Genomic DNA, 26,981 nt, shown 5'->3' with positions numbered 1-26,981 from the left:
TCTATTTATTGCTCCAAAGCTTCCTTCAATAGTTTTAAATTCTAGGCTTACACTATCCCTAGATCTCTTAAAATTAAAATACTATTTACTCTTCTTTTTCAACGCACTTATCTTTAATGATTTAATTATATTATTTATAAAATACAAGTCAATTATACAATTTGAAAATACCAATGTAAAGATAATTTATTAATTTATAATTTTATCTTATCTACTATTTCTTTTATAAAGCCATCTTCAAAAGGACTTTTAAGACCAACCTTATGAAGCATATTAGGGAAATAATCTTTTGCTGATTCTAAAGAAAATGCAATATATTTTTCCCATGCATCCTTATAATCTTCATCCATTCTTATTTTAAATTGAAGCGCACATGTTTGTGCAAGACAATAATCAATATAATAGAATGGGCTATTATATACATGTTGTTGCATTTGCCAAGTACGTCCCTCACCATAGAATTCATCATCTTTAAAAGCAAGATGTGGTTTATATTCATTTTCTAATTGCTTCCAAACCTCTCTTCTTTCAGAAGGTGTAAGTTCTGGTTTTGTATAGATTATTTCTTGGAATTCATCTACCATACATCCATATGGTATAAATGCAATAGCATCTTCAAGTTGAACTTTCCTATAGTCATTAGCTCTATCACCAAAGAATAATTCCATCCATTTGCCTGTGAAAAACTCCATTGACATTGAATGTACTTCAGCAGTTTCACTAGTTATATTGTTATGCTCTTGTATTTCATCATTTCTTGTTAAATACCCTTGAAAAGCGTGCCCACATTCATGGGTCATAACATCTACATCACCACTAGTACCATTAAAATTAGCAAAGATAATTGGCGCCTTATATCCCATAAGCATATCCATATATCCACCAGCCGTTTTGTTAGGTCTTCCTAATACATCAAATAATTCATGGTCTAGCATAAAGTTAAAGAATTCTTTTGTTTCTGGAGATAATTCACCATACATTTTCTTACCTGCTGCAAAAATATCATCTGCATTTCCAACAGGAATAGGATTTCCATCTAGGAAGTAAATACCTTCATCAACATAATCAAGTTTTTCTAAACCAAGACGTTTTCTTCTCTCCTCATGCATTTTAGATGCAATAGGTACAAAAATCTTTTTAACTTGATTTCTAAAATTAGCCACATCATTTTTATCATATGAATTACGTTGCATATTATAATAACCAAGTTCAACAAAATTATCATATTTCATTGATTTTGCTTGTTCGTTTCGATTTGCTACAAGTTTATCAAATAGGTCATCTAATTCATCTTTAATAGTAAGCAGCTTTTCACTTCTAGCTTTTGCTGCTTCAATTCTTGTTGCTCTGTCTTTAGATTTTAAATATTTTCCAAGTAGAGAAAGACTAAGTGTTTCCCCTCTAAATTCTACATTAGTTTGTGCAATTAATTTATTATATTTTGATGTAAGAGTGTTTTCTTCTTGCTTAAGCGGAATAAGTACATCATCAAAAGCTTTTAACTTAATTTCTATATCTTTAAAAGGAACTTGTCCTATCTTATTTTCAAGATAAACTCTATATTGAGAATTAAAAAGTAACTTTTGATATTTTACTTCAAAGCTTTCAATTTTAGGAGATATTTCATCATAATATTCCTGTTCTTCTTCATAAAATTTATTTGAAACATCACCATTATGTCTCATTCCTGATAAAGTCATTGCAGTACGAACTTTTCCCATTAAAGCGTAATATTTTTTATGAACTAGAAATTGTTCCCCACCACTATTTGCAGCATTAAATTCGTTTATTATTTCAGATGCTTCTTTTTCAAAAGATTCAATTGTTATTCTTTCATAAGGAAGCTCTGATAATTTAAATTTTTTGTCTTTCATACTTTTCACTCCTCTATATAGGTTATATATTGATTTGTTATATATTTTCTATTATTTAAATACCTGCATATTAATTTATATATATTCTAATAAGTAAATTACATATAATTAACTTTTGCATATTATTTTAATCTAAAAAATTAATTTAAAACTTACCTATCTTCAATTTATGGTTATATTACTTTAGTAAATGCAAATAAACATTATCATTTTGCTCTATATGATTAATGTTTATTGCAAATAGTATTTTTTATTTCTTATATTAACTGCTTTACCTTTTAACTAATGGAAATGCAATAACGTCCTTTATTGTATTCGCTCCAGTTAAAAACATTATCATTCTATCAATACCAATACCTAAGCCTCCTGTTGGTGGCATTGCTGTATCAATAGCTATTGCAAATTCTTCATCCATTGGACTAGCAGTTTCGAGTCCACCTCTTAATTTTTCTGCTTGGCCATGCAATAATATACGTTGTCTTAATGGATCATTTAATTCTGAATATGCATTTCCAAGCTCCACTCCACAAGCATATGGTTCAAACCTTTCAATTAAATCTGAATTTTCCCTATGGACTTTACAAAGTGGTGAGGATTCTTTTGGAAAATCTATAACAAAAGTCGGTTGAATTAATTTTTTCTCACTATATGATGCAAAAAGATTTACTATTAACTCTCCTTTTGATGCTTCGCTTATATTTAGGCCCTCATTTTGTTCTTCAATTAAAAGAGAATTCTCTTTAATTTTATTAATAATTTCTTCCTTGCTTAAATGTTCTAAATCAATTCCTGTATCAAGTTTTACAAGATTACACATTGTTTCTCTTTTCCAAGGAGTTTTAAAATCAATTTCTTCTTCCCCATGTTTTATTTTAGTTGAGCCATTTATTTGACTAAACACATGTTCATATAAACCTTCCATAATTCTCATCATTTCTTCATAATCAGCATAAGACATATAGCATTCCATTAGCGTGAATTCTGGATAATGGGTTCTATCAATTCCTTCATTTCTAAAAGATCTTGCAAAGGTATAAACTCTTTCTATTCCACCTACAATAAGTCTTTTTAAATATAATTCTGGAGAAACATTCATATATACTTCGCAGTCTAAATCATTAACAAAAGTTTTAAATGACTTTGCTTCTCCACCTCCATATTTAGTATCAAGTACAGGCGTATCACATTTAATAAAATTCATATTATTTAAATATTCTCTAATTTCAGTAATTGCTTTAGAACGTTTTATAAATCTTTCTTTAACCTCTGAATTCATTATCATATCTAAGGATCTATGTCTTTGTCTTAAGTCTAAATCTTGAATTCCATGATATTTTTCTGGGAGAGTTCTTATAGCTTTAGATAACAATTCAAATTTATTTACTCTAATAGTTATTTCCCCTGTTTGAGTCTTAAATACAGTTCCCTCTAAACCAATAATATCTCCAACATCAATTAATTTTAAAACATTATAATTTTCAGTTCCAATTAATTTTTTGCTAAAAAATATTTGTATATTTCCTTTTTCATCTGTAATATTAGCAAAGGTTGCATTTCCCATTCTTCTAAGGAACATTATTCTTCCTGCTAAAGAAAATATCTTTTCCTCATCAATATTATCAAAGTCATCACAGATTTCTTTTGTATGAGTCATTTTACTAAAATCATAATTATAAGGATATGGATTTATTCAGAGTTCATTAAGTTTGTTTAACTTTTTTATTCTTTCTGTTATAAACTCATTAGTATTTGTCATTATCTTTTCTAGTTCATTTAAATTTTCATATTTTTCGTACATTTTTTTACCACCTTTACTTATTTATTGATTAATTTAGGCACACGAAAAAAATAACACGTCCAAATTTGCCATGTAAGGTTCTTGATTGTGCTTCGCACTTTTATAGGTGTATATTTTTCATCAGGCAAGGAAGCAGTGAACCCAAATCTGTGATTTGGTGTGAATCGCTTAAGTAGACATCTCAAATCTATGATTTGATGATGGTCGCTTACTCTTTGAGTACTCAGCGAGCGTATGCGAGTCGAGCTTCCTATAATGGAAAATATACTAGCGGATTGACTTGTTATTTTTTTGATAGTGCCTTAATTCAAATAAAAAAACTTTCACCTCCAAGACTTATAATCTTGAGGACGAAAGTTATAAATTCGTGGTACCACCTCAGTTTGTGCATGTGTTGCCGCATACACCTCTTCAAGTACATCAATGCAATGAGATACTTTATATCTATAACGGGATATCCCGTCACATCCTACCTCTATCATATAGACTCAGCGTGCAGCTCCAAGATCTTCTTCACTAAAAATTCATTGCTCTATTCCACCATTCAGAGCTCTCTTAAAATGAATTACTTTATTTACTCTTCTCTTCTTAGCCTTTATAGCATTTTACAATATAATACCCTTTTTGTAAATATAGTTCTAAATATTTTTTTAATATTTTCAGACAACTTAGGCACATGAAACTAAATAACAAGTCCAAAGTTGCCATGAATATTTTTCATCAGGCAAGGAGGCAAATCGCCCTCATAGCGGGCCTATTAGGTCAATTTACCGACGCAGGATGATGGAAAATATACTGGCAAATGGACTTGTTATTTTTTTGATTGTGCCTTATTTCTATATGCTTTTAAAAACTCATATCTAAACTCTTCATTATTCAGCTTTGTCTTAAATCTATTTAAATACACCTCATAATCCCACTTTTTTCTCTTATAATAGTAATCTCTAGAAATAGTATAAAAATCTTTTGGAAATTTAATAAGAATATATAGTAATTCTTTTTCTTCTTGTTTTAGAATTGAAATATTCTCATATCCATCAATGCAATTTAGTGTTTTATCTATATCAAAGGCTGCATTTTTTATAGATTTTAATACAAAATTTCCTATATCCATTATTCTTAAATCTATAGTCATAAAATCAAAATCTATTATACTCATTTCATTGTTTTTAAACAAAAAATTATGATAAGCTAAATCATTATGACAAATAGTAATCGTATCTCCAGCTTTTCTTAAATCTTCATATTTACTTTTATAAAATTCCTTTTGCACTTCTTCAATTTCAATTAAATAGTCATCTACATTGTTTATAAATAATGTGTCAAATTCATTTTTATATTTATAATTTTTTACTAAGTTTTTCATCCAAATTAATTCATCAAATGCTTTTTTAAACTTATCTTTCAAAGAAATATCTAAAAAATCCTTATTATACTTATTTTTTAAATGCTCCCTTAATCCCTTAGCTGCTCTATGCATTAAAGCTATATTTTTCGCACAAAGATTAATTTCTACAGGATTTGAAAAAGCTGCTTCTCTTCCATCTAAAATATTCATAATAATATAAATTTGATTTTTCCACTTCTTATAACTAAGATTATCCTTAAATTTATTATATGTTATTATATTACTATAACTTTTCTTTACATAATCTAAAGATTCACTTATTAAATTTACTCTATCTATATCATAATTTACTTTTTTTAAAATCTTATTTCCTTCATCTGTCGATATTACGAATACTTTTCTAAGGGGAATAACATCATTTACCCTTACTCCTAATTCATTGAAAAATTTCAAACTTAAATCATAATCACATAAATAAGATCTTTCTGAATACCTAATTTTATTCATACTTTTATCCTCCTGATAACTAAACATTAGGATTAACAGTACATCTTGAATTTATCTATATTTAATAAAACTCTTACTTTCATACTTTAGACTCTTTTCAAATTCTAATAATAATTCCTCATTAGTTTTATTCTTTCTATTGATTTTAGATTTCTCATTAGTTTTATTCTGTTCATTATCTATTGACTTATCTCTTTGCTTATTTATTTTATTCTTCTTCCTATTTATTTCATTGCTTTCCCGCTGATTTATTTGATTCTCATTAATCATTACTTTGTTTATTAAAGTATTTCTTCCACTGTTTATCTCTATATACTTTATCCATAATTTTAAGAAATCCCTTGGATAATTGCAAAGGCCTCTTAAATAATCAAAACTGTTAAATGATAGATGAGATTCATATATAAATACTTTTATTAATTCCTCTTCATCTATATTAATCTCAGCTCTTTGAAGCTTCTTAATATAATTATATAAATCCTCTTCCACCAGGTTATATGTCATATTTTTAATTACTCCTATTTCAATCTTATCTTCATTTCTTCTTAAATTACTTGGCTGAACTTTTTCAAGACAAAGCTCTTCCCTATTCATACTACGTCTTATAGCACCAAAATAATCGTGTTCATAAATATAATTCACTGATTCCTTAGCCTTTTTTAACATATTCTTTCCATTAGCTAAAATAAGTCTATCAACTTCATTATGACAAGATGTGTTAACTACACGGTCATAATATCTTTCTAATTTCTTCATTTGAACCTTATAATCTTCAATTTCCTTACCTATGATGCTCTTTATTCCACTTAATCCACAAAAACTGCATCGAACTAATATTTTATGAAGTTCTACAATTAAATTAATTTGAGAAATAATATCTTTATGAGTAATATCCTTATCATGATGAAAACATTGTCCAATAATAGTTATCCCCTTTTTGCTTAAATACTCCTTAATTAATAATTCATCCATTTAATTTCCCCCATTAAAATAACTATTAATAAACTTTTCCCTAAACTCACAATCCTCCAAATATTTTTCTAACTTATTTATAAAAAAATCTTCTCCCCAAGGCTGTTGTTCCCAATATACCTGTAGACCTATCTGCCAAAAAGCTTGCGGAAATCTCATGAATTCTCTTATTATAGGAATCTCTTCTTCCTTAACTTCCATGTTACTCTTATAAGCCTTTAATATTAAATCAGCTTTTTCATTTTCCCATTTTCCATCTTTCATGGTTCTTATTAATAAAGAACATAAATCATGAAGATGTGAATCTAGTATACAGTAATCAAAATCTATAATATTAATCTTCTTATTACTATCTACTAAAATATTATGATGAGCATAATCATGATGACAAAAGCTTCTTTTAAAAACCTCCTTTTCCATAAGCTTCACATAATTGTTTTTTTGAAGCCCTTCTATACTTTTCTCTGCTCTCTTTACTTGATCTTCAATATTATCTAAATATAATAAATCAAATTTAGATTTGTAAGACTTTTGACTTATCCTGTTTTTAAAGTCAAATATTTCATTTTTCCTAGTTTCAAAAACTTTATCCCAAGAGAACCATCCAATCCTAGCCTTCATATTCTTTTCTAAAGTGAAACCTTTACTACATTCATGTAATTTTGCAAGTTCTCTTGATACGGTTGCTAATTCTAAAGGATTATCGTAATTACTTACTCTAGATGGAATCCATTTAGTTAAATAAACAAATTTATCATTTATACACCCGTATTCTTTTTTTTCATTATTCAGAACAAATTCAGGAATATTCGTAAAACCTTTTCTTTGAAGATGCTTCATTGCAGATAAAATAAAATAAAAATGAGAGAATTCATATTTAATTACTTTTAAACAATATCCCCCATCTTTTGTACTAATTTTATAACTATTTTTTACTTTTTCTATGTTATCTATCTTTAAGCTATAGTATTCCTCAACATAGCTTTTAATTTTAAGTATATCCTTATTATTCTCCATAAAACATCCTGCCAGCTATTATTTATTTTTATTATATGTGATTAAATAATTTATTGTGATTTATATTCACAAAATTTAAAAGTCTATAATACTTTATAGTATATATGTATTTTAGAGGTGTTCATATGAAAATTGCCATCGATGCTCGTAGTTCTAATTTACATCATGGAACTGGTATAGGTACTTATACCGAAAATCTTATATCTGAAATGCTTTCTTTAAATTCAAAAGATCAATTCACTTTATTTTGTTCTGGTAAGTTTAGTAAAAAATTTAATAAAAAAAATTCTAATATAGTATATTCTTCTGGCAAGCATGGCGGTTTTTACGAGAAATATTATATTCCAAATGAATTAACTAAATCTCACATTGATTTATATCATATTCCTCAAAATGGTATAGGCCTCGATTTTGATACTGAAATCCCAACTGTAGTTACCATACATGATTTAATACCATATATAATGCCTGACACTGTCGGAAAAAGTTATTTAGAAAGATTTTTACGTGACATGCCAAACATAATTGCTAACTCTAGCAGCATCTTAACTGTATCCGAATACTCAAAAAAAGATATTCTAAAATTTTTTAGTTCTTATCCTGAAGATAAAGTATTTGTGACACCTCTTGCTGCAAATAATAATTTTAAACCCTTAAATAAAAATGCGTGTAAACTATATGTAGAAAATACTTATGGTGTAAAAGCTCCCTATATACTCTATATTGGTGGATTTAGTTTAAGAAAAAATGCTTTAGGATTAATTAAAGCCTTTATAAAAGTTCATAAAGATTTAAATAAACCTTATAAGTTGCTTATTGGAGGCCCTTTAAAAGATGAAGGAGAGAAATTATTAAACTTTGTTAAAGAAAATAATATGGAGGATAAAATAATTTTTTCTGGGTATCTAGAAGATAAACTTTTACCTATCCTCTATAGTGGGTGTGATGCCTTTGTTTATCCTTCCTTTTATGAAGGCTTTGGATTGCCTCCATTAGAAGCCATGAGCTGCAAAGCTCCTGTAATAACCTCTAATTTAACTTCAATTCCAGAAGTAACAAAAGATAGTGCAATCTTAATAAATCCCTATAAAATAGATGAATTAGAAAAGGCCCTAGTAATTCTTTTAAATGATGAAAAGTTAAAGACTGAACTAAGCCAAAAGGGTTATATAAGAAGTCTAGAATTTACTTGGAAAAAAACTGCCCAAACTACCTTAGAAATTTATAAAACTTTATCAGATGAATTTTCAATATAAAAATAAAACAAGAACTCAAAGTACTATTGTACTCTAAGTTCTTGCTTTAATTTTATGTATTTATTATAGTCATTGATTTTCGGAGTTTTCTCTTCTACGTTACTTAATACTACAAGTGGACTTTTGCCCGCAAAATTTTTCACACTATCCTCAATTTCTTTAGTGCTATAAGTATATAAATAGCTCGAAAAAATTTTTCCATCCTTTACATACTTAACAGTTTGCTTATTATTAGTTATTACATATGTTATGAATTTCTCAATTAGCTTTTCATTATCCACATTTTGATTTAATACTAATAAATTATCTCCTTCTGTTGCGAAAAATTTATTACCACCCGGTTTAATGCTAGGTACATTTCCAACACTCCATTCACAAGGTGTTTCAATTTTCATTATTTCGCTCATAGCATTAATTGAAGATATTCTTCCTAAAAATTCTCCTCCATTTGCTAAATTTAAAATGTTATTGTCCTTTAACTTTTTAACCATAGCTTGAACTTCTAATTTCATATCATCTACACTCTTATCTGGATTAAAGGTTTCCATAGTCAATAAATCTAATAGATCTTCATAATCTTGTCCAGTTGCACTTATTATACTTACTTTTCCATTACTTTTTGTATAAATATCTTTACCAATCTTTATAACATCATCCCAAGTATTCATGCTCTCTCTTTTAAATCCATATTGCGTTAACATATCTTCTCTTATATAAAAAGCTAATGGTCTAGACGTTAATGGTATTCCTATTGAATTATCACCATACTTAACTTGATTTACCCTATATTCAGAAAAATTCTTGGCATAATTATTTAAAAGCTTATCATGCTTATTATAATATTCATAATCATCTAATTTTAATTGTTCAAAATTAAATCTATCAATTTGTGCGATATTCGCAGTTTTTATTTTAGTATTTTCTGATGTATTAACAATTTGATTATAATTTTCTAATTTCTTTATACTAATTAATGTTTTATCATTTAGTTTCATAAAATCATTTGCACATTCAACTAAATAATCGTAAGAATTTTCATTTACTAAAAGCTCTATAGTTCCTTTAACTTGCTGTTCCTTGGTAGGCTGGAATAAATTAATGCTTATTATTCCCAATGCCAAGAAAATAAAAAACATAACAACATATTTAATTTTATTTCTCATATTCTATCCCTCTTAATGAATGGAGTTTATTTTTTCATGTACATCTATTAACTCTACTGCTAAATCTTTAAATGTCATTGTTGTCATTAAATGATCTTGAGCGTGTATTAAAAGTAAGGAAAAGTCTATTTTATCATTTGCTGCTTCCCCTTGAATTAAACTAGTTTGTGAACTATGGGCATATCCTAATTCCTCATCAGCTTTTATTATTAATTCTTTTGCTTTACTAAAATCCCCTGTTTTAGCTAAAGAAATTGCTTCCATAGAACAACTTCTAGCTTCTCCACTATGCATTATTATATTTAATATTATTTCTTCCATAATTTTCTCCTTCTTCACTTTAATCATCAAAAAAACATATAAAGTTAAAGATACCTTACCCTTATTAATTAATATTACTACTTTTCTTTAAATTTTTAAAGGATAACTAAAAGAAAAAATTAGAATTTACAATTGTATCCTATAATACATTATTAATCAACTCATTGTAAAATTAAATTGAGCTAATAGAAAATCCATGATGATTATTCTGTGTTATGATTTAATCGCCAAACCTTTAATATAAAAATAATAAATATTTTATTAAATTTACAAAAATATATATTATTATTCTAATTTTTCATATATAATAAATTTATACTAAATTTTAGGAGATGTTAAGAATGAAAAAAATAGGAATAAAATTATTGGCTTTAGGAATTTTAGCAACTGTAATAACAACATCAACACCAGTATTTGCCTCAACTAATATTAATACAACTGAAAATACTGTTGCTAGCAGTACTCGCAGATTAGCAAATATTACTGGTACAATAGCTTCTAGTAATGTAAATCTTAGGACAACCCCAGGAATTGAAACTTGGAATGTATATAATGTTCAATTAAAAAAAGGAGATACAGTACTTATACTAAATGAATTTGGTCCATCGGATGGTTATTACTGGTATAAAGTAACAGTGACAAGTGGAATTTTAAAAGGGAAATCAGGATATGTTGCAACTACATATGTAGATGTCGCTGTGTAGAAAATTATAAGTAATTCAGAAAAAATATAGGAATAAAGCTTGAGACCATTGAAAAAAGATATGCTTTCTCAGTGCTTCAGATAAACAAAGATGGGATTTTATTCAACTGTTTAAATCAGTTAAATAAAATCCTATTTTTACATTGAAAAGTACATATTTAAATGTGTTCGTAAAATTTTTGTAGACAAAAATCAAGTAATATATACTAAATAATTAAAGAATATCTTATTAAACATATAAATCCCTATTACAATATAATTAATAACAAAACATATTGAATGGAGGGATTTATATGAGTAATAGTATAGAATATAGCAATTTAAAATTCAATATTACTAAAAAAAATTACAAAATTTTTCTATGAAATAGATACTGATGTTTTTTGAAAACACTTTAGAAAGCATTGACGATGAAATATTTAATAGCAGAGATAAAAGAATTTATAGATGTAAAAAGAAACAAAAACGTAACATAAATACTTCCTTTGGTAGTGTGACTTATAAATGGGATACTATATAGATAAAATAAGCAGAAATGAATCCAAAACAACATTTTTATTGAACGAAGCATTATATATTGATCTTTTTGAGAAAATCAATTCTTAAGCAAGCTATAAATTTAGCAAACAAAGCATCAGCAAAAATCCCTTAGAAATGTGAGCAAAGAATATGACTCTTTAGTGCTTTGCAATCCTAATCATCAAACAATTAAAATTCGTGTATCTGATATTGGAGAACTTTTAAAAAGGAAAGTGTCCCGATTTTATAGAACTCTACTTAAAGGGAGACACTTTCCTTATTTATTGTATCTAAAATTATATAAGAAATAAATTTTATTACTATAGGTGAATATTCACCAAAAATTAGGAATGACACTTATACATTATTTGTCTCTCCTAATTTTATTTTAACTATTTTTTTCTTCTAATACAACTGAAACTGTAATATTTTTTTTATCTCTTATCACTTCTAAATTAATAGTATCACCTGCATTTTTATCTTCTTTTATTGCTTTAAGTTCTTTAGCTGTCTTAACTGATTTTCCATCACATTTTACAATTATATCTCCAATTTTAAATCCAGCCTTCTCAGCTGGTGAGAATTCATCAACTGAAACAATATAAATTCCTTCTGGTAAATTATATTTCTTAGCTATATCACTATCAATATCTTTTATTTGAATTCCTAAATTTAATATTTGTTTAGATAAAACATTTATTTTTCCCTTCACTTCATTTATAGGAATTGCAAATCCTATACCTTCGATACTAGCTTCCCCTAGAGCTTGAGTACCTAACTTCATAGAGTTAATCCCTATAACTTGACCCTTAGAATTTACTAATGGACCACCACTATTTCCTGGATTAATAGCTGCATCTGTTTGAATTAAATTTACACTTGTTCCAGATTGGCTTTCTATAGTTCTATTACTTCCACTTATAACTCCTTTTGTAAGAGTTTGAGCAAAGTTCTTTGAAAGAGGTGTTCCAATTGCTATAACTTCTGCACCTGGATATATTTCATCCGAATCTCCAAGCTCTGCAACTGCTGGAACTTTAGTTCCTTCTTTTAACTTAATCATTGCAATATCTTTTTCTTGATCATAATTAATTATGGTTGCACTAACCTCTGTATTATTACTTAAAGTAACTGTAATTTCCTTAGCGCCTTGAATTACATGATTATTAGTTAAAATATATCCTTGTTCATTTATAATAAAACCTGATCCCATGCCGTCTACTTCTCCAGTTGTAAATCCATTACTAGCTGTACTTTTAGTTGAAACAATAACAACTGCTGGTGCTACTTTATTAAACGCATCTGCTGCTGACATGGCATCTGATGTACTTGATGTAAATGATTGAGGAATAGAGCTTACTATTTGCTTTGTAGCAACAACATTATTTGCTTTTAATAATGAATAGGTAATTGTACTTCCGAATACTCCACCTATCATTGTAATAAATAAAATTCCTGCAACTTTACCTAATGTACGTAGCCCTTTTCTTTTTCTTTTTCTAGGTTCACCAGAATTACTATTTTGAAAGCAATCATCCCAAGCAACTTGTTGTCCTTCATTTACTGGAAGTGATTCTACATCAATAAATTTATTATTATTTTCATTATTATTCATAAAAGTTTCCTCCTATATAATTATTAATTTTTTAACCTGCTATAAAATAATATGTTTTAGTTCTAAAATATCTTAAAGCTTATCTTTATTGTTACTACTTTATATTCTTATTATAAATTCATTGTGTGTCAAATAAATGACAATATTATATATTCTCATTTTAATTTTTCCACAAAATTAAATCATAATAAATAATCTTAATATAAACTTCTTTTTTCAACATATTATAAACCTTATGACTTCTTAGCTAATTTTTTAGCTTCCTTCATAATGTTGTTTACTCCATTAACGATTATATCTGGATCTAATAATGAAACTGGCGAATCACTTGTTTCTTTTTTATATACTGTTGTAGATGCTGTGTCCCCTAATTTTTTCGCTGAATCCTCTTCATCACTAGTTATTAAATAAAATGGTTTATTAGCTAAAAGACCATTTACCTGACTATTTGATGAACCTTCATATAAATTTCTTAATTCATTTGAAACTGCTTCTTTATAATTTTTTTTATTTTCAAAACTATTAAATTCACTTAATTCACTTTCAGCTAAATGTTCCTTAAAAGTATTATTTTCAATAGTTAGCCTCATATTACTTAATAATGAAGTTAAACTAAAATTAGTACCTATAGTCTCAAATTTACTCCTGTAGTATTTGCATTTGATACTTTCTTTAAATTCGCTGGTCTTAATTTTTTCTTCTGATATTGGATCAACTAAAACAACGCCTGCAACTGAATTAGGATATAAACTAACGAAATTTGTTATAACTAAACTTCCATATTCCTCACCAACCAAAATATAAGGTTCTGAAACTCCAGCTTTTCTAAGTAAAAGTTTCAAATCCTTTGCTTGTTCTTCCGGAGTTCTAACATCTCCTCCATCATTAAATCCATATCCTCTTCTGTTATATATAAATGTTGATAATTTCTTATCTTCTAATAACTTACATATATTATCCCATTCATACATATTATTACCTAATTTCCCATCAAATACCACAGTATAATCTGTACCAGATTTAAATTTATACTCCATCTTCTTTCCATCTATTCTACCATACTTAAATCGTGATTTTAATCTTTCATTATCTATAAAATTAGTTACAATTTGTACTGCAACTCCTAAAATAAATAATCCTAGAAAGAAGATAATAATTTTTTTTAAAATTTTCCTCTTACTAACTTTATCTTTATCAAGTTTATGAACTACATTAGAGTGTGCTAATAGCTTCATATTCGAATCTACTCCTCCCCTAATTTTAAATTAGGTTTTGCATTTATATCTAAATCAGATATTATTCCTTCCTGGTAATTGAAATATGCTGCACTTCCAATCATTGCTGCATTATCAGTACATAAGATAGGTGATGGAAATAATATCTCAATTCCTCTTTTGTCCCCTTCATTTTGTAGTGTTTTCCTCAAGCATGAATTAGATGCAACTCCCCCTGCTACAGCAATTCTCTTAATCCCGCTTCTCTCACAAGTTAAAAATAAATTAGTTTTTAATACATCAACAATTGCCTTTTGAAAAGATGCTGCAATATCAGCTGTATTTATTTCTTCATCCTTCATTTTAGCTTTATTTAAGTAATTTAATACTGCAGATTTTACTCCGCTAAATGAAAAATCTAATGTGTCATCTTGAAATTTAGCTCTTGGAAATTCTATTGCATTTTCATTTCCTTCCTTAGCTAATTTGTCAATTTTAGGACCACCTGGATATCCAAGACCCAATGCTCTAGCTACCTTATCGTAAGCTTCTCCAGCCGCATCATCCCTTGTTTGAGCTATAACTTCAAAATCTCTATATCCTTTTACATGTACTATAAATGTATGACCACCAGAAACTACTAAAGATACAAAAGGTGGCTTTAAATCTTTATGTTCAATAAAATTTGCACTAATATGTCCTTGAATATGGTTAACTCCAATTAATGGCTTATTTGAACCTAAAGAAAGTCCTTTTGCATATTGAAGTCCAACTAAAAGTGCTCCAACAAGTCCCGGTCCATAAGTAACCCCTATTGCATCAATATCTTTTAAAGAAACTTCTCCTTCTTCAAGAGCAGCTTTTACAACACTATCTATAACTTCTATATGCATTCTTGATGCAACCTCTGGCACTACACCTCCAAATTTTTTATGTGTATCTATTTGTGATGCAATTACATTAGATAAAACTTCTCTACCATTTACGACAACTGCTGCAGAGGTTTCATCACAGCTAGATTCTATTGCTAAAATTATTTTTTTATTCATATTTATTACCTCTTTTTTTATTTAACTTCAATCCATGATAAACAATATTTAATGTATATATGTTCAAACAAATAAACTTCATTTCCTTAGCTATTATACATATTTTTAATTTAGCAAATTAATTTAAAGTTATTATATTTAGATGCAATGAATTGAAATATTTTCTTCTACTAAATCTATTTTATCGCATAACATAAATAATTTCTCTATTCTTTGACATTGTTTAATATATTCGTAATATTTAGTTGTATACCAACATCAAAAACTTATTATTTATATCAAGTCTCCAAATATTATACTTTATATATATAATATTATCAAAGTGCAATTTGCATAATCATTATAATATATATTTTAAAAAGGTTATGATTCATCTAAAATTAATAATGTTCAAAATTAAAGTTTTGTTTAAAATTTATAATATTGTGCTTATTGTATAAAAAACTCATATGCTGTATATTGGAATTACTAACTAAATTTTTATTCAAGGAGATTTTAAATGTCTAATTATGCCAAGGTAATAATTAAAGGATCACCGATTACAAAATCAAATTTCAAATTACATAATGCAGATGGTCGTGCAATTTTGCCACATAGTTCTGGAAAATACCATGATAGATATGCACTGTATGAGCAAGAAATAGCACTACTTGCAAGAAGTCAAAATCCAGATATAGTTTTTTCCGAAAGTCTAATCGCTTTATTAAAAGTTTATTATAAAAGTGAAAAGCGTCATCCAGATACTATTAACATTACCAAAAGTATATTTGATGGCATAGAAAAAAGCGGTCTTATAGTTAATGATGCTCAAATAACTAAAATTTTTACTGAAGAATATTATGATAAGCAAAATCCTAGATTTGAATTAGAACTTTTTTCTGAAAGTGAATATGATTTTAGTTATAAAATCACAAAAAAAATTGTTCCTACAAAAGCTAAATTATATTCTCCAATAAAAAGGAGTGTAATAAATGATATCTCTGATAATCACGCTTCAATTAATACAGGTAAAAATAAAATTAATCCAAAACCTATAGATAATTGTTTGAAACAAACTGAGGAAGTTTCTAGAAACACAGCGTCTAAAGATAACAATTTCTGTAATATTTGTAATAAAATCATCCTGTCAGATGATTATTTAAAAGCTGATAACGGAAAAACATTGATCTGTAAAAAATGCTTTAAAAAATTATTTTAGAATATTTAATTGAAATAAAATCCATCATATATAAAACTTATAGAAAGGACTTTTATTATGACTGATTCTTTTGATATTATTTTTTTCGGTGATAGCTTAACCTTTGGATATGGTGTCCCAAAACAAAATTCCTGGGTATATAAAATTAGCCAGGAATTTTCATTTTTATCATTAAATAAAGCATGTAATGGTGACACTACGACTTCTATGCTTTCTCGTTACTATAATGATGTATTAATCCATAATCCATTTAAAATCTTCATAATGTGTGGAACTAATGACCTTCTTCTTGGAAGATCTGTAAGTTCAATAATAGATAATATAGAATTAATGATTAAAGATGCTTTAGATATTAATTCAAAAACAATTATTGGCATACCACCTAAAATTATAGGCAAAATGGCAAATGAACTCTTTTGTCCTTCTCATTTGTATGACTATGCTGAAAATGAACTCTTAATTTTAAAAAATGAGCTTATTAAGTTGTGCAATAAATATAAATTAAAATTCATTAATTTCTACGACATAACCCCAAATAACGATGATATTTATTTAGATGGAATTCACCTTACATCATTAGGCCACTCATTAATGTTTGAAGAAGCTCTCTCTACTTTTAAAAATTTTTCCCCCTACTTTTAGTATATATATTTTTTTATATATTCAGCTGCATTTACTCCACATTCCACTCCATCAGTTTCTTGCATGTACATAGCATTTTCCCCATATATTATATTTCCACATGCAAAGAATCCATCTAGTGAAGTTTTAAAATCTACCACCTCTGGACCTAAAATTTCACTATTAATATCAATTTTCAATTTTCTTAACATAGAATTTTCAGGAATAAAACCAACTGATAAAAGTAAAGAATCACATTCTTTTTCTTCTATTTTATTATCCTTTAAATTCATAATTTTAACCTTTTGAATTCTAGTATTTCCTTCAATTTCAACTACTCTAGAATTTTCAATTATAGGAATATGAAAACCATCTATTATATTATGTATTTCTGAATTAGTTATATCTTCATAAGAATTTTCAATTACTACGCCTTCTATATTTCCCCCTTCTATTATTAATCTTCTAGCAACTATAAATCCCCATTTATCTTTAGCTATAATCAAAGTATTTCTACCTGGTAGATATCCCTCTAAATTAATTATTCTATGTGCTTCTCCAATGGTAAATACGCCAGTAATTCCATTAGTTGGTATTACAACATTCCCCGAATATCTTTCTTTTGAACCCATAGCAAATATTACAGCTCCAGCTGTGACTTCCTTAACACCCTCATCAGAATTTACATATGTAATCACTTTTTCTCTGGTAACATCTAGTAATGTAGTATTTAACATTATTTCTATAGACAATTTTTCTAATTGTTTTTGTATATAATCAATATATTCTGGTCCTGTTACTTTTTCACCTAAAAATTTCTCTCCAAATCCATTATGAATGCATTGATTAATTATTCCACCAACAGAATATTCTTTTTCAATAATAAGTATTTTTTTAACTCCTGAATTTACAGCACCCATTGCTGCTGTCATTCCAGCTATTCCAGCTCCAATAACAATCAAATCATAACTTGGCATTTCAATCCCCCCATTATTCTAATAAGTTTTTATTCTGTATTTTCACTATACTTTTACCAATTTTCTTGATTTCTTCATAACAATAAGCATATCATACATACTAACTATCTCTCCAAAGGAGATTTCTTCCTTTAGATTATAATATTTTATTGAAGTATCATTTAATAAAATTGATACTCCTTTTTTATGTAACATTTTTATTTCTTCTAAAACTTTAGAATCCTTGTAAAATAACTTAACAGCTGAATTCAAAAATAAAATTTCTCTAGGAAGCTGATCACATTCATTTAATAGTTCAAAATATTCCTTCATTAAAATTATTCCTAGTTCCTCATCACTTTCACCTAATTTTTCACTTGTTATTAATATAGAAAAAATATTTTCCTCTTCTTCAAGTTCTAAGCATCCTCTTTTTTCTATCTTTATTATAAATCTATGTTCTTCATCTTCTTGTTCTACATGATATCCCTTATGTGTTGCATATCTTATAACATTAGAGCGCTCCAGTTCATTGCTTACTAATACTATAGCTTCGCCTTCACCTATTGAATTAAAATACTTCTTTATTTCTCTTATAATTTTTAAATATGCGAATCCTCTACAATCTATTTCTTTCATAGCTATAGCTCCTTTACAATATTTAATTTAATATATTAAGATTTTATGACAATTATATATTAAATTCATTTAATTTATTATACTTTTATTATACAAATTTTCTTACATTAATAATATACCCTGTTAAATTAATATCTTATAATTTATTTAACATTAACACAGTTTTTTTACGTATAAAATTAATATATATGCTGCAACTTTGATTATCTAATGAATTAAGCTGTTGTTACACATTTTAGTGTAACTTATTTTTAGATAATATATATTATTAATATTAGTTTTATATTTGTAAATATTTCTTCTTCCTGTTAAAATTATATGTTTGTTTAATTTATAAATTTATGTATACTATAATGTGTAATATATTAGTTTGAGGTGAAATATGACTATTTTGAACTCTAAAGTTAAAGATTTTTTAAAACATAATGTAACAAAAGATACTGTTATAAGAATAATATTTTTCTTAATTCCTTTATTTTCTATAGTTTTAAAGGGAATTATATTTCAAGGATTTGTTACAAATCAAGATCCATATAAATTTGATTTTTTTGCTGGTTATTATGCTGCTAAGCCATGCTTAAATTATTATATAGCTTTTACTTTAATATTTTTAAGCTTTTCATTACTATTTAAAGGAAAAGGCAGAATAATATATACTTTTGCAATTGATGGACTTTTAACCTTATTAATTCTAATTGATATTTGGTATTTCAGGGGATTTTTAACAGTTCCTTCAGCATTAGTATTAAGTCAAATGTCTAATTTAGATAATATGTCTGGAAGTATTCTTTCTATGCTAAGTAAATTAGATGTTATTTTCTTATTTGATTTCATAATATTAATCATATATGTATATTTAACTAGAAAATCTTTTACACCAAAGCATTATAGAGCTATAAAAACATCCTTATGTGCTTTCATTTTATCAATAGTATTTGTAATTTATGTTCCCTTTAGTATAAGTGTACTTAACAACAAATCTGTGGAAAATGCTTATTTGTTTGATGGTTATGATAAGTCAAATACAGCTAGATATTTTTCACCTATTGGATATCATATTATTGATTTTTATACAGTATACAATGACTCTAAACCATATGAGCTTACAGAACAAGATAAATCAGATATTAAAGAATTATTTGAATTAAAGAAAGAAGACTTACCTAATAATAAATACTTTGGCATGGCAAAAGGAAAGAATCTAATTTACATTCAAGTTGAATCTTTAGAAAACTTTGTTATTGGACAGAAAATTAATGGAAAAGAAATTACTCCTAATTTAAATAAATTAACACAAAATGGTCTTTACTTTCCAAATGTTTTTGAGCAAGTTAACGAAGGGACAAGTTCTGATGCTGATTTAATGGTTAATGCTTCTATGCTTCCTTTAAGAAAAGGAAGTACATTCTTCAGATATCCTAATACTAACTATAATTCATTGCCAAATATATTAGAAGATGAAGGTTATTCTACTACTGCAATTCATCCTGATAAAGGTTCATTTTGGAATTATGCAAATGGCTTAACTGGAATTGGATTTGATAAGTTTACTGATTATTATTCTTTTAATACAGATGAGCAAATTGGACTTGGTATTAGTGATAGAACCTATTTCGAGCAAGTTGTTCCTATGATAAAAGAAAAGAAATCACCATTTTATGTTGAAACTGTAACCTTAACTAGTCACGGACCGTTCGATTTACCTGAAAAATATAGAGAACTTGGTCTTGACCCTGAGCTAGATAAGAGTGAGCTTGGAGGATATTTTGAAAGTGTCCATTATACAGATAAGCAAATAGGAAATTTCCTTGACTTATTAGATAAAGAAGGACTTCTTGAAAATACTGTAGTTGCAATAATGGGGGACCACACTGGAGTTCACAAATATTATAATAGTAGTATAGATCAATTATCAAATAAACAAGATTGGTATTTAAGCACTGGAAATCCAGTAGTTCCTTTAATAATTTATAATCCATCCTTGAAAGAAGGACAAACTTTTGATTTATATGGTGGACAAATTGATGTAATGCCAACACTCCTATATTTACTTGGTATTGATAAAGATAAATATGAAAATTCTGCATTAGGTAAAAATTTATTAAATACACAAAAATCTTTTGCAGTAATAACTAACGGAACCCTTAAAGGCGGAGAAAATCTTACAGATAAAGAAAAAGAAATTTACAAAAACTCCTTAGATATTTCAGATAAAATGATACGTGCAAATTATGCTCACAATTAATATATATTTGTTCCGATAAATAGACTACATAATATTTAATTACTGTATATGTTTTTGATTTAGCAATTTAATTAGATCTTATACATATAAAAAGTGAAATTTATTTGAAAATCTATTGTACAAATTAAACAATATATATGGTTTAAACATTTATAATAGCCATTAACTATTTGTATGTAATTTTACAAATAGCTGATGGCTATTGCATATATTTTAATTTTATTTTTTCTTTATCTTCTTTAATTCTTCCTTAAATCGTTCAAGAGAATAGTTATATTTTAAAGATTTTATATTAGGAAAAGCTTTAATAATACGTTTATTAACTGATTTGTCTTTTAGCATTACACCTTCCCATTTAATTTTTAATTTATCAATTAAATCTTTAGTATGAGCAATTTTTTCATGTTCTATTAATTCATCAAGTTTTTCTATATTTTTATGTACAATATCTTTATATATTTCACTCTTTTCTTTAAGTTCTCGATAAAGTATATTTATTTCTTGTAATTTTTCACTTAACTGCAAAATATTATAACCTGTAATTATTGCGTCCATAACAAAAACTATTGCTAGTGTCGAACAAATAAATATAGTCGTATTAGTTTGTATTCTTTGTATAAGCTTTACCATAATAGGATCTATAAAATTAACAGTAATAACAGATAAAAATCCAAATAAAATTGAATTTAATAAGCATACTCTTCCTTTTATATTAAATCTATAGTTAGAATAATCCCACCATTTAAGATTAAATATTACTTCTAATAAAAAACCTGTAAAATATTCTAATATGCTTGTTAAAACCATCCCAAAGAAAAAAACGAGCATAATATTGTCTGAAACTGGAGCTAATATTGTAATTACTATAAGTGCACCTGTTCCATATATTGGGCAGAATGGTCCTTTTAAAAATCCTCTATTTACATACTTTTTGTCAATTATAGTACAATAAATTGTTTCACATCCCCATCCTAAAAAGCTATAAACTATAAAGTAAAAAAAATATATATAAATTGTATTCATTCTTATCTCCTGCCTTGAAGCGCCTATTTATAAATTAATAATGAATGATCAACAGTAAATGATTTAAAGTTTAAATTATATATATTCTAATTAATTTGTTACACTAATTTCATATATACTATATAAATATATAGTTAATTCGTTGAAAGATATATATTTAAAAGTTTTTATAATTTTATGCCTTTATCATTGATTTTAATCATTCATTATTTCCAGTTTTTATTTCTTAATTATTTTCCTGCTATAGAAAGTTCTCTTATAACAACTGATGGACAGCCTATGCTGCTCATAGGGAATTTTAAATCACTTCCCACTTTCTCTATATCCTTAAGCATTGTAAAAAAATTGCCTGCTACTGTAATTTGTTCTACAGGGAAACTCTTCTTTCCCTTTTCAATCATAAATCCCTTGGCTGCTAGAGAGAAATCTCCTGTTACTGAACTAGCTCCTGAATGAAGTCCTGCAAATTCTGTTATTATTAAACCTTCTTTCACGTAACTACAAAGTTCTTCAAAAGATTTTTCTCCTGACTTAATATAAAAGTTTGTTGCACTTACACCTACAGTTGATGCATATGAACCTTTAAATCCATTTCCTGTAGACTTAACTCCAGCTTTATGCGCAGTTTTTAAGTTATATAAAAGTGTATTTAATTTTCCTTTCGTTATAATCTCTTTTTTATAAGTTGCAACCCCTTCATCATCAAAAGAAGTTGTTCCAAGTCCATCTTCTAAATGAGGATCATCAATTAAAGTTACTATATCTGCTGCTATGATTTCGCCTTCTTTTCCCTTTAATAAAGATAATCCCTTTTGTACTTGCTCTGCATTAAATATTCCTGAAAAAGCTCCAAGTAATGATACCATTGCTTCATTATTTATAATTATCTTATATTTCCCTGATGGAATACTCTTTCCACCAATTTTAGAAAGCGCTTCTTCAAGTCCTTGCCTTGCTAAATCACTTGGTTTAATATCTTCGATAGTTTTAGCTAGAACATATCCCATTCCATCATATTTTTCATTGTTTTCCTCTACTATAGGAACCACATATGCCGTCAAGCTATTTCTTTCATTCCTTAAGTTAAGTCCCTTTGAATTTATTATTCCATAAGTAGATTTGCCATATCCAATTCCACAACCTTGAAAATTGACAATTTTATCGCATTGTTTTTTACATTCCTTTTCCATTTCCAAAGCTAATGAAATAAGCTCATCTGGCTTAACATTGTCTAATTCTTTTTTATAGCCGTTAAGCTCTTTATACACCTTGTCACCCTCATATATAAATTGTACATCATCATTTTCTATAGCAAGTACTGCTCCCTTTGCATTTTCTATAAGAGTTTTTATTGCATCTTCATCTAATATTTCAGTATAAGAATATCCCATCTTACCATTTATTTTTCCTCTAAATGAAAGTCCAAAAGCATTGTTTAATTTATACTTTTCAACTTCACCTTCATAAACATTTAAACTCAAATTTTCAGCATCAGAATAATATATTTCACATTCTTCAAATCCTAAATTCTTAGCTTCTTTAAATAATTCTTCCTTAAATAATTTAAAATCCATAATCTATCTACCTCCTACTGTCATTTTCTTTACTCTAATCATAGGCTGACCTACATTAGTTGGAATACTCCCAGAAGATGATCCACACATTCCTTGGGCCACCTCTAAATTATCTCCAACCATATCTATATCCATAAGTACTTCACTCCCCTTACCAATAAGACTTGCGCCCCTTACTGGCTCTTGAATTTCTCCATTCTTAACTAAATATCCTTCTTGAACAGCAAAATTAAATTCGCCAGTTACAGGATTAACAGATCCTCCACCTAACTTCTTAGCATATAATCCATCTTCCATAGATTTAATTATCGCATCTGGTTTATCATTTCCTGCTGCTATATAAGTGTTAGTCATTCTTGAAGTTGGTTGAAACTTATAGCTTTGTCTTCTTGAGCTGCCTGTTGCCTTCATATTCATACGTCTTCCATTTAACTTGTCAATCAAATATCCTTTTAAAATACCATTTTCAATTAATACATTTTTTTGAGTATTATTACCTTCATCATCTATATTTAATGATCCCCATGCATTTGATACAGTACCATCATCTATTGCAGTTACCTTAGCTGATGCAATTTGTTCTCCAAGCTTATTGGCAAATACCGAATTTCCTTTAGCCACTGCACTTGCTTCTAACGCGTGACCACAAGCTTCATGAAATATAACTCCACCAAATCCATTATCTATAGCAACTGTCATATTACCTGCTGGACAATTCTTAGCATGAAGCATAGTATACGCTATTCTAGCAGCTTCTCTTCCATGATATTCAGGATCAATAGCATCAAACATTTCAATTCCCATGTGTCTTCCTGGACCTTCAAAACCAGTTTGGTTTTCTGACCCCTTTGATGCAATAGCACTTACTCCAAGTCTTGTTCTTATTCTTGTATCTTGAACATATAAACCTTCAGTATTTGCAATTAAAACATTTTGTTCTCTATCAGCATAACTTGCAACTACCTGTGAAATATCCTGGTTAAAATTCTTTGCCCCATTATAAGCACTTTTTAATACAGATATTTTTCTATCATAAGCTACATCCTTAGGATAATAAATTATTGGATGTATTGTAGTTATTTTTTTTTCATTTAATAAAATTTCATTTATACTGCTTTCTTTAACTTCACCTAGTGCTAAGGCTGATCTATATGCAGTATCTAAAAGGCTACTTAAACTATTATTATTTGTATAAGCATATACACTATTTAAGCCTTTAAAAATTCTAATTCCTATACCATAACTTCTTCCACCTATGGCATCATCTATTTTACCATCTACTAATGATATAGAATTATTTATTGAATCCTCTTCAAATATTTCAGCAAAATCTCCACCTGTCACTAAGCACTTTGCCAATACTTCTACTACAACATTCTTTGATAACATATTGTTCCTCCTCATTTCTTATATATTTTATATATTTAGTTTATTTATCTCCAAATACATAAAAAAATAGACTATGCTATTTTTTAAGTAATAATTAATATTATACACGTAGTTGCAATAATATTCTAATATATAACTTAAATTAACATAATCTATAAATATTTTTATTTTAGAGTTTTAAATTCATATCCTTGTTCTTTTAAATACTTTATTATTTCAGGTAAAGCTTTTGCTGTTTCCTCCTTTCCATAAGTATCGTGCATTAATATTATTAGCTTTTGTTTGCTACCCATAGTATTTATAACTTCTTGCTTTAATTGTGCTGCATTTTTATGAGGACCTTCCGCATCTTTAGATAATGAATTCCAATCTACTTGATGATAGTCTTTATCCGCTAAAGCTTTGTCCATTGCTGCCATCCCCTTAGCATCTTTTTTGGCCCATGTCATATGTCCGCCTGGAAATCTAATAGCCCTTGTAGAAAAATCTTGTCCTAAAACATTTTTTAATGATTGATTTGTTTTTTCAATATCAGCCATTGTATTATCCACATTTATACATCCTTTGGGATATAGATAGTTATAATTATGTGAATAAGTATGATTTCCTATTTCATGACCCTCGGCTAATTCGCGTTTTAGTAAATTTTTATTAGTTTCACTTTCATCTACAGCTTTTCCAACAACAAAAAAAGTTGCATGTACATTTTCAGCTTTCAGTGTGTCTAATATAGATGGAGTTACAGTCTCTGATGGTCCATCATCAAATGTTAAATAAACAACTTTTTTTCCATCAACACCATCTGGCATTTGACCTTTCATTTGCTGTCCTAAATATTTTTCAACAAAAGCTACATCTTCTGTATAATCATTATCGGAGGATTGTTTACTTGAATTATTATTTAGTACGCTTTTATCAGTTGTCTTATTTTGATTATTTGAATCCAAATTATTTTGCTCATTAACAACTTCTGCTGCTTGTACTGATTGTTTACTTTCTGCAATTTTTTGAGCCATTATAGCACTTCCTCCAATCACAAATGCAGCTGTTATAATAAATAATATGGTGGCTCTAGCTCTTTTAATCTTTCTTGCTCTATTTCTACTTTTTTTATCATACCTCATTGTATACTCCTATGCTTTAAGCAATTTTATTTATATTTTTATCTTACTATTTATACTACAACTTAATAAAAAAAATGCTTTCTTTGTTTTATTCTTATTCTTGTATCTTGAACATATAAACATTAAATATTTAAAATTAAAACATTTTGTTCTCTATCTATATATAGTATAAGTTTTTCTATAATTTTATACAACAATAAAGTAACTATTTAATATTGATTTTTAGTTAAAATTTTTAAACTTTTACGTTTTTATCTTTATATATCTTTTCCTAAAGCTACATTCAAATAAATTTTTTCACTTTATAAATTTTATACTTTCTAGATATAACAAAATTTCATATGATGTTCTATTCAAGATTATTTTTTTATATTTTCTATTTCTCAAATTTTATCTGCTTTAAAATTCTTAGCCTTTCTTAAACATAAAAAAAAGCCGATTCCTCGACTAAAAATTCTCTTCATAACTATAACTTTTTGAGTAAACACAAGTTTAAATAAAAGTCAAACTATAAATTTCTTTATAAAATAAAAATGGCTCCGCGAAGAGGACTCGAACCTCCAACCTATCGGTTAACAGCCGAGTGCTCCACCATTGAGCTATCGCGGAACGTCATTATTGAAAGAACAATGTTCCTTCAAAATTGCATATAAGTGAGAGTCCAAATTTTATATTTAGTTCCTCGAACTTACTCAGCAAACGCTAGTAAATCTAAGTTTCCTCTCTATCAATGTATATTTACAACTTGATTATATATTGGTCAAGCCCTCGACCTATTAGTATCAGTCAGCTAAATATGTTACCATACTTACACCTCTGACCTATCAACCTTGTAGTCTTCAAGGGGTCTTACTAG

The 26,981-nt window shown here is 27.4% G+C and carries 22 protein-coding genes, 1 tRNA gene, 1 rRNA gene and 2 other annotated features (1 of these 26 running past the window's edge); of the genes, 6 read left to right on the top strand and 18 right to left on the bottom strand.

Annotation, left to right across the window (positions count from 1 at the left end):
• Positions 1-111, bottom strand: a binding site (T-box leader); it reaches 214 nt to the left of the window's first position.
• Positions 112-194: 83 nt separating this feature from the next.
• The 5 genes from CLPUN_RS16730 to CLPUN_RS16710 all read right to left on the bottom strand — a co-directional run bounded on the left by CLPUN_RS16730 (position 195) and on the right by CLPUN_RS16710 (position 7,516).
• Positions 195-1,874 (bottom strand): M3 family oligoendopeptidase, encoded by a 1,680-nt coding sequence (locus tag CLPUN_RS16730; RefSeq protein WP_077848384.1) that lies wholly within the window; start codon positions 1,872-1,874, stop codon positions 195-197.
• 271 nt (positions 1,875-2,145) lie between these two features.
• On the bottom strand, positions 2,146-3,564 hold the full coding sequence (gene lysS, locus CLPUN_RS16725) for a lysine--tRNA ligase (protein WP_278281665.1): 1,419 nt from the start codon (positions 3,562-3,564) through the stop codon (positions 2,146-2,148).
• A gap of 451 nt (positions 3,565-4,015) precedes the next feature.
• Positions 4,016-4,271, bottom strand: a binding site (T-box leader).
• A gap of 212 nt (positions 4,272-4,483) precedes the next feature.
• Positions 4,484-5,527: a CotS family spore coat protein gene (locus CLPUN_RS16720; protein WP_077848383.1), complete on the bottom strand. Its 1,044-nt coding sequence runs from the start codon at positions 5,525-5,527 to the stop codon at positions 4,484-4,486.
• A gap of 51 nt (positions 5,528-5,578) precedes the next feature.
• Positions 5,579-6,499, bottom strand: a complete 921-nt coding sequence (locus CLPUN_RS16715; protein WP_077848382.1) for a spore coat protein — start codon at positions 6,497-6,499, stop codon at positions 5,579-5,581.
• Positions 6,500-7,516, bottom strand: a complete 1,017-nt coding sequence (locus CLPUN_RS16710; protein ID WP_077848381.1) for a CotS family spore coat protein — start codon at positions 7,514-7,516, stop codon at positions 6,500-6,502.
• Positions 7,517-7,641: 125 nt separating this feature from the next.
• On the opposite strand from CLPUN_RS16710, the gene CLPUN_RS16705 reads away from it, so the two are divergent.
• Positions 7,642-8,772 (top strand): glycosyltransferase family 4 protein, encoded by a 1,131-nt coding sequence (locus CLPUN_RS16705; protein WP_077848380.1) that lies wholly within the window; start codon positions 7,642-7,644, stop codon positions 8,770-8,772.
• A 23-nt stretch (positions 8,773-8,795) separates the two neighbouring features.
• Here the strand turns inward: CLPUN_RS16705 and CLPUN_RS16700 are convergent, their stop codons facing one another.
• The gene (locus CLPUN_RS16700; RefSeq protein WP_077848379.1) at positions 8,796-9,935 is read right to left on the bottom strand and encodes an ABC transporter substrate-binding protein; all 1,140 of its coding nucleotides are present in this window, start codon (positions 9,933-9,935) and stop codon (positions 8,796-8,798) included.
• Positions 9,936-9,947: 12 nt separating this feature from the next.
• Positions 9,948-10,256, bottom strand: coding sequence for a PTS sugar transporter subunit IIA (locus CLPUN_RS16695; RefSeq protein WP_077848378.1), 309 nt, complete (start codon positions 10,254-10,256; stop codon positions 9,948-9,950).
• 341 nt (positions 10,257-10,597) lie between these two features.
• Here CLPUN_RS16695 and CLPUN_RS16690 point away from each other — a divergent pair, with 341 nt between their 5' ends.
• Complete coding sequence (locus CLPUN_RS16690; protein ID WP_077848377.1) at positions 10,598-10,960, top strand: SH3 domain-containing protein; 363 nt, start codon at positions 10,598-10,600, stop codon at positions 10,958-10,960.
• A gap of 375 nt (positions 10,961-11,335) precedes the next feature.
• On the top strand, positions 11,336-11,479 hold the full coding sequence (locus tag CLPUN_RS27185; protein WP_143329075.1) for a UPF0236 family transposase-like protein: 144 nt from the start codon (positions 11,336-11,338) through the stop codon (positions 11,477-11,479).
• 387 nt (positions 11,480-11,866) lie between these two features.
• Here CLPUN_RS27185 and CLPUN_RS16685 read toward each other — a convergent pair whose 3' ends face one another.
• The 3 genes from CLPUN_RS16685 to tsaD form a co-directional block, all read right to left on the bottom strand.
• Positions 11,867-13,093, bottom strand: coding sequence for a S1C family serine protease (locus tag CLPUN_RS16685; protein ID WP_077848376.1), 1,227 nt, complete (start codon positions 13,091-13,093; stop codon positions 11,867-11,869).
• A 233-nt stretch (positions 13,094-13,326) separates the two neighbouring features.
• Positions 13,327-14,328: an alpha/beta fold hydrolase gene (locus tag CLPUN_RS16680; protein ID WP_077848375.1), complete on the bottom strand. Its 1,002-nt coding sequence runs from the start codon at positions 14,326-14,328 to the stop codon at positions 13,327-13,329.
• Positions 14,329-14,336: 8 nt separating this feature from the next.
• A complete protein-coding gene (gene tsaD, locus CLPUN_RS16675) occupies positions 14,337-15,356 on the bottom strand; it encodes a tRNA (adenosine(37)-N6)-threonylcarbamoyltransferase complex transferase subunit TsaD (protein ID WP_077848374.1) in 1,020 nt (339 codons plus the stop codon).
• A 499-nt stretch (positions 15,357-15,855) separates the two neighbouring features.
• Between tsaD and CLPUN_RS16670 the strand changes: the two genes are divergently transcribed.
• Both CLPUN_RS16670 and CLPUN_RS16665 read left to right on the top strand, forming a co-directional pair.
• Positions 15,856-16,554 (top strand): RusA family crossover junction endodeoxyribonuclease, encoded by a 699-nt coding sequence (locus tag CLPUN_RS16670; RefSeq protein WP_077848373.1) that lies wholly within the window; start codon positions 15,856-15,858, stop codon positions 16,552-16,554.
• Positions 16,555-16,611: 57 nt separating this feature from the next.
• Entirely contained in the window at positions 16,612-17,196 is a 585-nt protein-coding gene (locus tag CLPUN_RS16665) for a GDSL-type esterase/lipase family protein (protein ID WP_077848372.1), read from the top strand.
• Here CLPUN_RS16665 and CLPUN_RS16660 read toward each other — a convergent pair.
• Both CLPUN_RS16660 and yedF read right to left on the bottom strand, forming a co-directional pair.
• Positions 17,193-18,152 (bottom strand): NAD(P)/FAD-dependent oxidoreductase, encoded by a 960-nt coding sequence (locus CLPUN_RS16660; RefSeq protein ID WP_077848371.1) that lies wholly within the window; start codon positions 18,150-18,152, stop codon positions 17,193-17,195. The two genes, CLPUN_RS16665 and CLPUN_RS16660, sit on opposite strands and share 4 nt — an antisense overlap.
• Positions 18,153-18,197: 45 nt before the next feature.
• Positions 18,198-18,770 carry a sulfurtransferase-like selenium metabolism protein YedF gene (yedF, locus tag CLPUN_RS16655; protein ID WP_077848370.1) on the bottom strand — a complete coding sequence of 191 codons (573 nt, stop codon included), beginning with the start codon at positions 18,768-18,770 and terminating at the stop codon, positions 18,198-18,200.
• Positions 18,771-19,152: 382 nt separating this feature from the next.
• Between yedF and CLPUN_RS16650 the strand changes: the two genes are divergently transcribed.
• Positions 19,153-21,015: an LTA synthase family protein gene (locus tag CLPUN_RS16650; protein WP_077848369.1), complete on the top strand. Its 1,863-nt coding sequence runs from the start codon at positions 19,153-19,155 to the stop codon at positions 21,013-21,015.
• Positions 21,016-21,234: 219 nt separating this feature from the next.
• On the opposite strand, the gene CLPUN_RS16645 is transcribed toward CLPUN_RS16650, so the two are convergent.
• From CLPUN_RS16645 to CLPUN_RS16620, 6 genes are all read right to left on the bottom strand, one after another.
• Positions 21,235-22,038, bottom strand: a complete 804-nt coding sequence (locus tag CLPUN_RS16645) for a putative ABC transporter permease (RefSeq protein ID WP_077848368.1) — start codon at positions 22,036-22,038, stop codon at positions 21,235-21,237.
• Between the two features lie 230 nt (positions 22,039-22,268).
• Positions 22,269-23,612: a TldD/PmbA family protein gene (locus CLPUN_RS16640; protein ID WP_077848367.1), complete on the bottom strand. Its 1,344-nt coding sequence runs from the start codon at positions 23,610-23,612 to the stop codon at positions 22,269-22,271.
• A gap of 3 nt (positions 23,613-23,615) precedes the next feature.
• The gene (locus CLPUN_RS16635; RefSeq protein ID WP_077848366.1) at positions 23,616-25,001 is read right to left on the bottom strand and encodes a TldD/PmbA family protein; all 1,386 of its coding nucleotides are present in this window, start codon (positions 24,999-25,001) and stop codon (positions 23,616-23,618) included.
• 164 nt (positions 25,002-25,165) lie between these two features.
• Positions 25,166-26,125 carry a polysaccharide deacetylase family protein gene (locus CLPUN_RS16630; RefSeq protein ID WP_077848365.1) on the bottom strand — a complete coding sequence of 320 codons (960 nt, stop codon included), beginning with the start codon at positions 26,123-26,125 and terminating at the stop codon, positions 25,166-25,168.
• Between the two features lie 534 nt (positions 26,126-26,659).
• Positions 26,660-26,734: transfer RNA gene (locus CLPUN_RS16625), tRNA-Asn, on the bottom strand.
• A 147-nt stretch (positions 26,735-26,881) separates the two neighbouring features.
• Positions 26,882-26,981, bottom strand: a 23S ribosomal RNA gene (locus CLPUN_RS16620); the annotation flags it as partial.

Origin of the sequence: Clostridium puniceum, from assembly GCF_002006345.1 — a bacterium.
GTDB classification, from domain to species: Bacteria; Bacillota; Clostridia; order Clostridiales; family Clostridiaceae; genus Clostridium; species Clostridium puniceum.
The sequence above is the reverse complement of the archived record's forward strand: the minus strand, read 5'-3'. Positions and strand labels throughout refer to the sequence as shown.